The organism is Streptomyces sp. XM83C, from assembly GCF_023072675.1.
In the GTDB taxonomy this organism is placed as follows: Bacteria; Actinomycetota; Actinomycetes; order Streptomycetales; family Streptomycetaceae; genus Streptomyces; species Streptomyces thermocoprophilus.
Genome location: NZ_JALLGL010000259.1, coordinates 1 through 8,994, shown reverse-complemented (window position 1 = coordinate 8,994; position 8,994 = coordinate 1). Strand labels below are relative to the sequence as shown.

General features: G+C 70.5%; 6 protein-coding genes. 2 read left to right on the top strand and 4 right to left on the bottom strand.

All coding sequences use genetic code 11. From position 1 onward, the window contains the following. Window positions 1–103 precede the first annotated feature (103 nt). From MTQ10_RS23690 to MTQ10_RS23680, 3 genes are all read right to left on the bottom strand, one after another. Entirely contained in the window at window positions 104–1,009 is a 906-nt protein-coding gene (locus MTQ10_RS23690) for a sugar ABC transporter permease (protein WP_247472146.1), read from the bottom strand. 14 nt (window positions 1,010–1,023) lie between these two features. Further along, the gene (locus tag MTQ10_RS23685) at window positions 1,024–1,977 is read right to left on the bottom strand and encodes a carbohydrate ABC transporter permease (protein WP_308404594.1); all 954 of its coding nucleotides are present in this window, start codon (window positions 1,975–1,977) and stop codon (window positions 1,024–1,026) included. Window positions 1,978–2,078: 101 nt separating this feature from the next. After that, the gene (locus MTQ10_RS23680; RefSeq protein WP_247472144.1) at window positions 2,079–3,350 is read right to left on the bottom strand and encodes an extracellular solute-binding protein; all 1,272 of its coding nucleotides are present in this window, start codon (window positions 3,348–3,350) and stop codon (window positions 2,079–2,081) included. A gap of 406 nt (window positions 3,351–3,756) precedes the next feature. Between MTQ10_RS23680 and MTQ10_RS23675 the strand changes: the two genes are divergently transcribed. Next, window positions 3,757–4,791, top strand: coding sequence for a LacI family DNA-binding transcriptional regulator (locus MTQ10_RS23675; protein ID WP_247472143.1), 1,035 nt, complete (start codon window positions 3,757–3,759; stop codon window positions 4,789–4,791). An 86-nt stretch (window positions 4,792–4,877) separates the two neighbouring features. Next, entirely contained in the window at window positions 4,878–5,777 is a 900-nt protein-coding gene (locus MTQ10_RS23670; protein WP_247472141.1) for a phosphatase PAP2 family protein, read from the top strand. Window positions 5,778–5,874: 97 nt separating this feature from the next. Here MTQ10_RS23670 and MTQ10_RS23665 read toward each other — a convergent pair whose 3' ends face one another. Beyond that, complete coding sequence (locus MTQ10_RS23665) at window positions 5,875–8,892, bottom strand: bifunctional [glutamine synthetase] adenylyltransferase/[glutamine synthetase]-adenylyl-L-tyrosine phosphorylase (protein ID WP_247472140.1); 3,018 nt, start codon at window positions 8,890–8,892, stop codon at window positions 5,875–5,877. Window positions 8,893–8,994 lie beyond the last annotated feature (102 nt).

Below are 8,994 nucleotides of genomic sequence, written 5' to 3'. Positions count from 1 at the left end.
GGGGGGGCGGGAGGACGAGGCGGTCGCGGTGACAGCGGGGTCGGATGGGCACCGCGACCGCCTACCCGCGCGACGGGCGCGCGGGAGTCGTCTGCCAGGGGGGTCAGCCCTTGGTGCCGCCCGCGGTGAGGCCGGTCACCAGGTTCTTCTGCACGAGGTAGAAGAAGGCCGAGACCGGTATCGCGATCAGCACCGCGGTGGCCGCCATCAGGTTGCGCTGGGCGTCGTGCTCACTGATGAAGCTCTGCAGGCCGACGGCGAGGGTGTACTTGCTGTCGTCGAGCATGAAGGTGGTGGCGAAGGCGACCTCGCCGAAGGCGGTGATGAAGCTGTAGAAGCCGGCCACCGCCAGGCCCGGCCGGGCCAGCGGGAGGATCAGGCGGACGAACGTGCCGAACGGGGTCAGGCCGTCGACGCGTCCGGCCTCGTCGATCTCGAAGGGGATGGTGTCGAAGTAGCCCTTCAGCAGCCAGGCGCAGTACGGGACCGCGGTGGTGCAGTAGATCAGGACCAGACCGAGGTAGCTGTCGATGAGCTTCAGCTCCGACAGGATCTGGTACATCGGCACCATCAGCACGGCCACCGGGAACATCTGGGTGACCAGCAGCACCCACATGAACTTCTTGTAGCCGGGGAAGCGCATGCGGGAGACGGCGTAGCCGGTGGTGGCGGCGATGAGGACGCCGATCACGGTGGTGCCGAGGGAGACGATCAGCGAACTCTTCAGCCAGTCGAAGAAGTTCGTGTGTTGCAGGACGTACGAGTAGTTGTCCAGCGTCATCTTCCCCCAGATCTTGCCGGGGTGCAGATAGTCGTCCTTGTCCGGGCCGAGGGAGAGGAAGACCAGCCAGGCGACCGGGAACAGGGCGATGACGCTGGCGGCGATCAGCAGGCCGTGGGAGGCGAGGGAGGCGACGAGGCCGCGCTCGCCGCGGCGGCGCTTGGGGGGCGTGGCCGCCGTCGCGGTCCGCTGCACGGCGGCGGAGTCCGGGGCTGTGGTCGTGCTCATGGGGAACTCCTGCCTCAGATCGTGAGCTGCTGGTCGTTGCGGTTCAGCCAGCGGCGGTAGAAGGAGGTGAAGACGACGAGGATGGCCAGCAGCAGCATGCCGTAGGTGGCCGACTCGGCGAATTCACGCGGCTGCTGTCCGAAGCCGAGGTAGTAGGCCCAGGTGACGAGGATCTGGGCGTCGGGGGCGGAGGTCCGTCCGAACAGCAGGAAGATCACGGCGAACTGGTTGAAGGTCCAGATGATGCCGAGCAGGACCACGGTGGAGCTGACCGACCGCAGACCGGGCAGGGTGACGTAGCGGAACCGCTGCCAGGCGCTGGCACCGTCCATCTCCGCGGCCTCGTACAGGGAGGAGTCGATGGACTGCAGGCCGCCGAGGAGCGAGACCATCATGAACGGCACACCGCACCAGGTGTTCACCATGATCGCGGCGAACCGCTGCCAGAAGGTGTCCTCCAGCCAGGCCGGCGACGGCAGGCCGAGGCTGTCGAGGAAGCTGTTGATGACACCGCTGTCGGCGAGCATGATCCGCCAGCCGAAGACGGTGACGAAGGTGGGCACGGCCCACGGCACGATCAGCAGCAGCCGGTAGAAGGTACGGCCGCGCAGCTTCTGGTTGAGCAGCAGGGCGAGGCCCAGACCGATCGAGTAGTGCAGGGCGACGCACAGCGCCGTCCACACGATCGTCCAGATGAAGTGGGACCAGAAACGGTCGTAGGCCGTGTCGCCGAAGAGGATGTCCTGGTAGTTGTCCAGGCCTACGAACTTGTAGGTGGCGTCGATGTGATTGACGCCGATGGTGCGGGCGCTGTTGAGGCTGTCGGCGTCGGTGAGCGTCAGATACAGGCCGTACACCAGCGGATACACCACGAGGACGCCGAGCACGACGACCACGGGGGCGATCATGGCGTAGGCGTACCAGTGCTTCTGGTAGCTGTGCTTGAGGCGTTGGGCCACTGCTGTCATGGTTCTCGGCACCTTCGAAGACGATCAGGGAGTACGGCGCACAGGCCGGTGGCCGCCGGATCCCTCCCCCCGCGGGCTGGGGATCCGGCGGCCACACGGACTCACTTGCTGAAGTCCGGCACCAGCTTGGCCAGGGAGACCTCGGCGTTGCTCAGGCCCTTGTCCAGGGACTCCTTGCCGGCCGCGATCTTGGCCAGCTCGGTGTCGAGCGGGCCGAGCAGCGAGCTGTACTCGGGCAGCGCCGGGCGGGGCTGGGCGGCGGGCAGCACGGTCTGGTAGCCGGCGATGCCCGGGTCGGCCTTGACCTCGGCGGTGTAGGCGTCGTCACGCGTGGGCAGCGTGGAGTTCTTCAGCGCGATGGCCGTCTGGGACTTCGCGGACGTCATGAAGTTCACGAACTTCAGCGCGGCCTTCTGGTGGGCCTCGTCGGAGCCGGCGTAGACGGACAGGTTGTGGCCGCCGGTCGGGGCGCCCGCCTTGCCGGCGGAGCCGGCCGGGACGGTGGCGATACCGAGGTTGTTCTTGTCCTTGAACGCCGAGCCCTTGTAGAAGTTCGTCAGCTCCCACGGGCCCTGGATGATCGCGGCGACCTTGCCGTTGACGAACGCGTCCTGGATGTGCGCGTAGGCGTCGGCGGTGGTGTCCGCCTTGTGCAGGCCCTTGCCGTCGAACAGGCTCAGCCAGGTGCCGTAGCCCTTCTTCGCCTCGGCCGAGTTCACCGTGAGCTTCTTCGCGTCGGCGTTCACCAGGTCGGTGCCCTCGCCGTACAGGAACGGCTGCGCGTAGTAGCTGGCGGTGGAGCCCCAGTAGCCGTCGACGCCGGTCTTGTCCTTGATCGTGGCGGCGGCCTTCTTCAGGTCGTCCCAGGTCTTCGGCGCCTCGGTGATGCCGGCCTTCTCGAAGAGCTGCTTGTTGTAGACCAGGGCGAGGGTGTCGGTGACCAGCGGCACGCCGTAGGTCTTGCCCTCGTACTGGGCCTGCTTCAGCAGGTTCGGCTGGAACTTGTCCTTGTCGGCGAGGGCCTCGGTGCCGTCCAGCGGCAGGAAGAAGCCCTTCTTGGCGAAGGCCGGGGTCCAGCCGACCTCGGAGCGGAGCACATCGGGCGCACCCTGGGCGCCGGCGGCGGTGTCGAACTTGTTCTGCGCCTGGTCGAACGGGACGTTGACGTACTTGACCTTGATGTCCTTGTTCGCGGCCTCGAACTCCTTGATGAGCGCCTGGTAGGTCGGCGCCTCGTTCGTGGCGTTCGAGGTGTCCCACCAGGTGATGGTGACCGGGCCGTCGGCCTTGTCGCCGCTGTCACTGCCGCCGCAGGCCGTCGCCGCCAGGGCGAGGGACGCCACCAGCGCGGAGGCCGCTATGCCACGCCGCATGAGTTCTCCTTGAGGGTGAAAAAGCCCGAGTGGTGCCGACTGCGCCTTTGCCGCGGCCGGGCGACAGGGAACGTAACAGCCATGTAAGCGGCGCGAAAGACCTTGCAGAAAAAAAGTGCAAGAGATCTCGGAAGTTACCCGCGCGTGACCCCTCGTAGACCGCCGTGAGACCGGCCCGAAACAGCCGGGAGACCCGTGCGCGACCTCGGAGAGCGCCTGCTTTCCGGCCGATCTGCGACCGCACCGGCGCAGACCGGGCACATCTTGTGCAAGACTCTGCAAGCTCTTGCCATCGATTGCACGAGGGAGCGCAATGCCGAAGCAGCCCACCGCGGGCCGCCCCACCGCCCGCACCCGGCGCCGGATCGGTGTGCAAGGTGACTTCCGGCCGGTACAGTCCAATGCCGTGACCACACGGCTTGCCGACATCGCAGCGCAGGCGGGGGTGAGCGAGGCGACCGTCAGCCGGGTCCTCAACGGGAAGCCGGGCGTCGCCGCCACCACCCGCCAGTCCGTGCTGGCCGCGCTCGACGTCCTCGGCTACGAGCGCCCCGTACGGCTGCGGCAGCGCAGCGCGGGTCTGGTCGGCCTGATCACCCCCGAGCTGGAGAACCCGATCTTCCCGGCGCTGGCCCAGGTCATCGGGCAGGCACTGACCCGGCAGGGCTACACCCCGGTGCTGGCCACACAGACGCCGGGCGGGTCCACGGAGGACGAGCTGACCGAGATGCTCGTCGACCGCGGTGTCGCCGGCATCATCTACGTCTCCGGACTGCACGCCGACACCACCGCCGACATGCAGCGCTACGAGCAGCTGCGCGCCCAGGGCGTGCCGTTCGTGCTGGTGGACGGGTTCTCCCCGAAGGTGCAGGCGCCGTTCATCTCCCCCGACGACCGGGCCGCGATGACCCTCGCCGTCACCCACCTGTCCTCCCTCGGCCACACCCGTATCGGCCTGGCCCTCGGCCCCAAGCGGTTCGTGCCGGTGCAGCGCAAGATCGAGGGCTTCCTGCGCGCCATGCAGGACCAGCTCGGTCTGCCCGCCGAGACCATCGAGTCCGAGCTGATCCAGCACTCCCTGTACACCCTGGAAGGCGGTCAGGCCGCCGCCACGGCGCTGATGGACCGCGGCTGCACGGCGATCGTCTGCGCCAGCGACATGATGGCGCTCGGCGCGATACGCGCGGCCCGGCAGCGCGGCCTGGACGTGCCGAAGGACATCTCGGTGGTCGGCTTCGACGACTCGCCGCTGATCGCCTTCACCGACCCGCCGCTGACGACGATCCGCAAACCGGTCCCGGCGATGGGGCAGGCCGCAGTACGCACCCTGCTGGAGGAGATCGGCGGGACTCCCGCACCCCACAGCGAGTTCGTGTTCATGCCGGAACTGGTGGTGCGCGGTTCGACCGCTTCGGCCCCTGGGGACCGGAATCGCCCGTAACTCCTCCATAGGGTGGAGAAGATGCGGGATGGACCCGACCAGGGGATGATCGGTCGGGGATGGCTTTTCTGGCAGACTCTGTGCTCATGGGCGACACGACCGTCACGCCCCCGGGGGGCCGCGCAGAGGCCGTTCGGCGGCCTGTCGCGGCCGGTCCGGGGCCCGGACCGCTGGGCAGGTTCCGCAGGCCGCGGACGCCGCGACTGTGGTTCGAGGTACTGCTGATCGCGGTCAGCTACTGGACGTACTCGCTCGTTCGCAACGCGGTCCCGGAACAGCGTGACCAGGCGCTGCGCAACGCCGACTGGATCTGGCAGGTCGAGCACCATCTGGGCATCGCCGTCGAGCAGACCGTCAACCACGCCGTCAACTCGGTGGGTTGGCTGATCGTCGGGATGAACTACTACTACGCCACGCTGCACTTCGTGGTGACGCTCGGTGTCCTGGTGTGGCTGTACCGCAGCCATCCCGGCCGGTACGCGGCGACCCGCCTCGCCCTCTTCGCGACCACCGTCGTCGCCCTGGCCGGCTACTACCTGTATCCGCTCGCCCCGCCCCGCCTGATGACCGGCGGCGACTTCATCGACACCGTGCTGGTGCACCAGACCTGGGGGTCGATGGCCTCCGGCGACCTGAAACACATGTCGAACCAGTACGCCGCCATGCCGTCGATGCACATCGGCTGGTCCCTGTGGTGCGGGCTCACGATCTTCTTCCTGGCCCGCGTCCCCTGGGTGCGGGTGCTGGGCCTGCTGTACCCGGCTCTGACACTGCTCGTCATCGTCGCCACGGCCAACCACTTCTGGCTCGACGCCGTCGGTGGCGTCCTGTGCCTCGCGTTCGGCTTCACGGTGGCCCGCCTCTGGTACGGCGCCCTCCCGTACGCCCTGCCCCGCCGCGTCCCGGGCAGCGCCCGCGACGACGCGGGGGACGGCGGCGACGACACGGCGCGGCGGACGCGGGTGGCGACGGGGCGTGCGGCCTGACGCGAGGACGGACCGACGGGGGCGGGCCCGACGGGGGCCTGACGGGGCCTGATGGGCCTGGCGGGGGGCGAAAGCCGCTGGGGCCGCCCGGCGTCCGTCAGGGGCCCTGAAGGCGTTCCCCGGCCCCGTAGAACAGCTCCTCCACCACCGCCCGCGCCCGGCGCGCCGTACGACGGTAGGCATCCAGCATGTCGCCCGCGTGGCCGGGACCGTAGCCCAGGTAGCGGCCGACCGCGGCCAGGTCACGGCCACCGCTCGGGAAGGTGTCCCCCGCGCGCCCGCGCACCAGCATCACGGCGTTGCGGACACGGGTGGCCAGCACCCACGCCTCGTCGAGGGTCTCCGCGTCCTCGGCGCCGATCAGCCCGGCCTCCCGTGCCGCGGCCAGCGCCTCACGCGTGCGGGTCGTACGCAGCCCGGGCACCTCGGCGGCGTGCCGCAGTTGCAGCAGCTGCACCGTCCACTCCACGTCGGACAGCCCGCCCGGCCCCAGCTTGGTGTGCAGCTTGGGGTCGGCGCCGCGGGGCATCCGCTCGGACTCCATACGTGCCTTCAGCCGTCGGATCTCCCGGACGTCGTCCTCGGCGAGGCCGCCCCTGCGGTAGCGCAGCGGGTCGATCAGCTCGACGAAGCGGCGCCCCAGCTCCTCGTCGCCGGCGACCGGCTCCGCGCGCAGCAGGGCGTGTGTCTCCCACACCAGGGACCAGCGGCGGTAGTACGCCTCGTACGACTTCAGGGTGCGCACCAGCGGACCCGACTTGCCCTCGGGCCGCAGATCGGCGTCGATCAGCAGCGGCGGGTCGGAGCTGGGGATCTGCAGCAGCCGCCGCATCTCGGCGACGACCTTGTTCGCGGCGTCGGTGGCCTCCCGCTCGTCGACGCCGTCGCGCGGCTCGTGCACGAACAGCACGTCGGCGTCGGAGCCGTAGCCCAGCTCGTGCCCGCCGAACCGGCCCATCGCGATGATCGCGAACCGGGTCGGCAGGGTGTCCCCCCAGCCGTCCCGCACGACAACGCGCAGCGTCCCGGCGAGGGTGGCGGCGGTCAGGTCGGACACGGCGGCGCCGACCAGATCGACGAGGGCGCCCTGGTCGGCCTCGGCGGGCTGGGTCTCGGTGCCGTAGGAGCCGACGATGTCGGCGGCGGCCGTACGGAACAGCTCACGGCGCCGTACGCCACGGGCCGCGGTGACGCCCTGCACGGCGTCGTCGGCCCGCCCGACCGCGGCGAGGATCTCCTGCTCCAGGTGGGCGCGGGTACGCGGCGCGAGGCCCGCCCCGTCGCCGTCGCCGAGCAGCGCGACGGCCTCCGGCGCCCGCATCAGCAGGTCGGGCGCGAGCCGGCCCGCGGAGAGCACACGGGCCAGGTTCTCGGCGGCGGCGCCCTCGTCCCGCAGCAGCCGCAGGTACCACGGCGTCTTGCCGAGCGCGTCGGACACCTTGCGGAAGTTCAGCAGGCCCGCGTCCGGGTCGGCGGAGTCCGCGAACCAGCCCAGCAGCACCGGCAGCAGGGTCCGCTGGATGGCCGCCTTGCGGGTGACACCGGACGCGAGGGCCTCCAGGTGCCGCAGCGCGGACGCCGGGTCGGCGTAGCCGAGCGCGACGAGCCGCTCGCGTGCCGCCTCGGGGCTCAGCCGCGCCTCGCCGGAGGGCAGCTGCGCCACGGCGTCGAGCAGCGGCCGGTAGAACAGCTTCTCGTGCAGCCGCCGTACGCCGGTGGTGTGCCGTCTCCACTCGCGCAGCAGCTCGGCCACCGGATCGGTGCGCAGGCCCAGCGAGCGCCCGATGCGGCGCAGGTCGGCCTCGTCCTCGGGGACGAGGTGGGTACGGCGCAGCCGGTGCAGCTGGATGCGGTGCTCCATGGACCGCAGAAAGCGGTACGCCTCGTCCAGCTGGGTGGCGTCCGCGCGGCCCACATAGCCGCCCGCGGCGAGCGCCCGCAACGCGTCCAGCGTCGTACCGCTGCGCAGGGAGGTGTCGGCGCGGCCGTGCACCAGTTGCAGCAGCTGCACCGCGAACTCGACGTCCCGCAGCCCGCCCGGGCCGAGCTTCAGCTCACGGTCCACTTCCGCCACGGGGATGTTCTCCACGACGCGGCGGCGCATCTTCTGCACGTCGGCGACGAAGTTCTCCCGCTCGGCGGCCTTCCACACCAGCGGTTCGACCGCGGCGACGTACTCCTCGCCCAGCTCCAGGTCACCGGCGACGGGGCGGGCCTTCAGCAGAGCCTGGAACTCCCAGGTCTTCGCCCAGCGCTGGTAGTACGCGAGATGGCTGCTCAGCGTCCGCACGAGCGGGCCGTTGCGACCCTCGGGCCGCAGATTCGCGTCCACCGGCCAGATGGAGCCCTCGACGGTCGTCTCGGAGCAGATCCGCATCATGTGCGAGGCCAGCCGGGTGGCGGCACGCAGTGCCTTCTGCTCGTCGGCCCCGTCGACGGCCTCCCCCACGAAGATCACATCGACGTCGGAGACATAGTTCAGCTCGTGGCCGCCGCACTTGCCCATGGCGATCACCGCGAGCCGGCACAGCGCGGCGTCCTCCGGTGCCGCGGCCCGCGCCAGGGCGAGCGCGGCACGCAGGGTCGCGGTCGCGAGATCGGCCAGCTCGGCGGCCGTCTGGGCGACATCGGTGGTGCCGCACACGTCACGGGCGGCGACGGACAGCAGACAGCGCCGGTAGGCGACACGCAGCGCGACGGGGTCCTCGGCCTCGGCGAGCCCCCGCTCGAACTCCTCCACTCCCGGATGCAGATCCTGCGGCTCGTACATCACGAGGGCCTGCCAGTCCCGCGGATGCCGGGCCAGATGGTCGGCGAGGGCGGCGGAGGCGCCGAGCACACCGAAGAGCCGGTCCCGCAGGGGCTTGGCCGCTATCACGGTGTCCAGCAGCTCCCGCCGGGCCGCGTCGCCCGGCTGCGCCTCCAGCAACGCCACCAGTCCGCGCAGGGCGAGGTCCGGGTCGGCGGTGGCACCGAGGGCCTCCAGCAGGACGGGGTCATTGCGGACGGCCGACAGCTCGGGCGCGTCGAGAAGCCGCTCGGCGGCGGAGGCGTCGGTGAACCCGTGCCGCAGCAGCCGAGAGAACGTACTGCTTCTGCGCCCCGGCGCCGTCATCCCCGTCCTCCCTCGACTCCACTCTTCCTGGCCAGAGCCTAACCGCCGGACGCCTCCCGAGCCGGACCTGACCACGAGGCGGACGGGGGGAGGGGGCGGGTC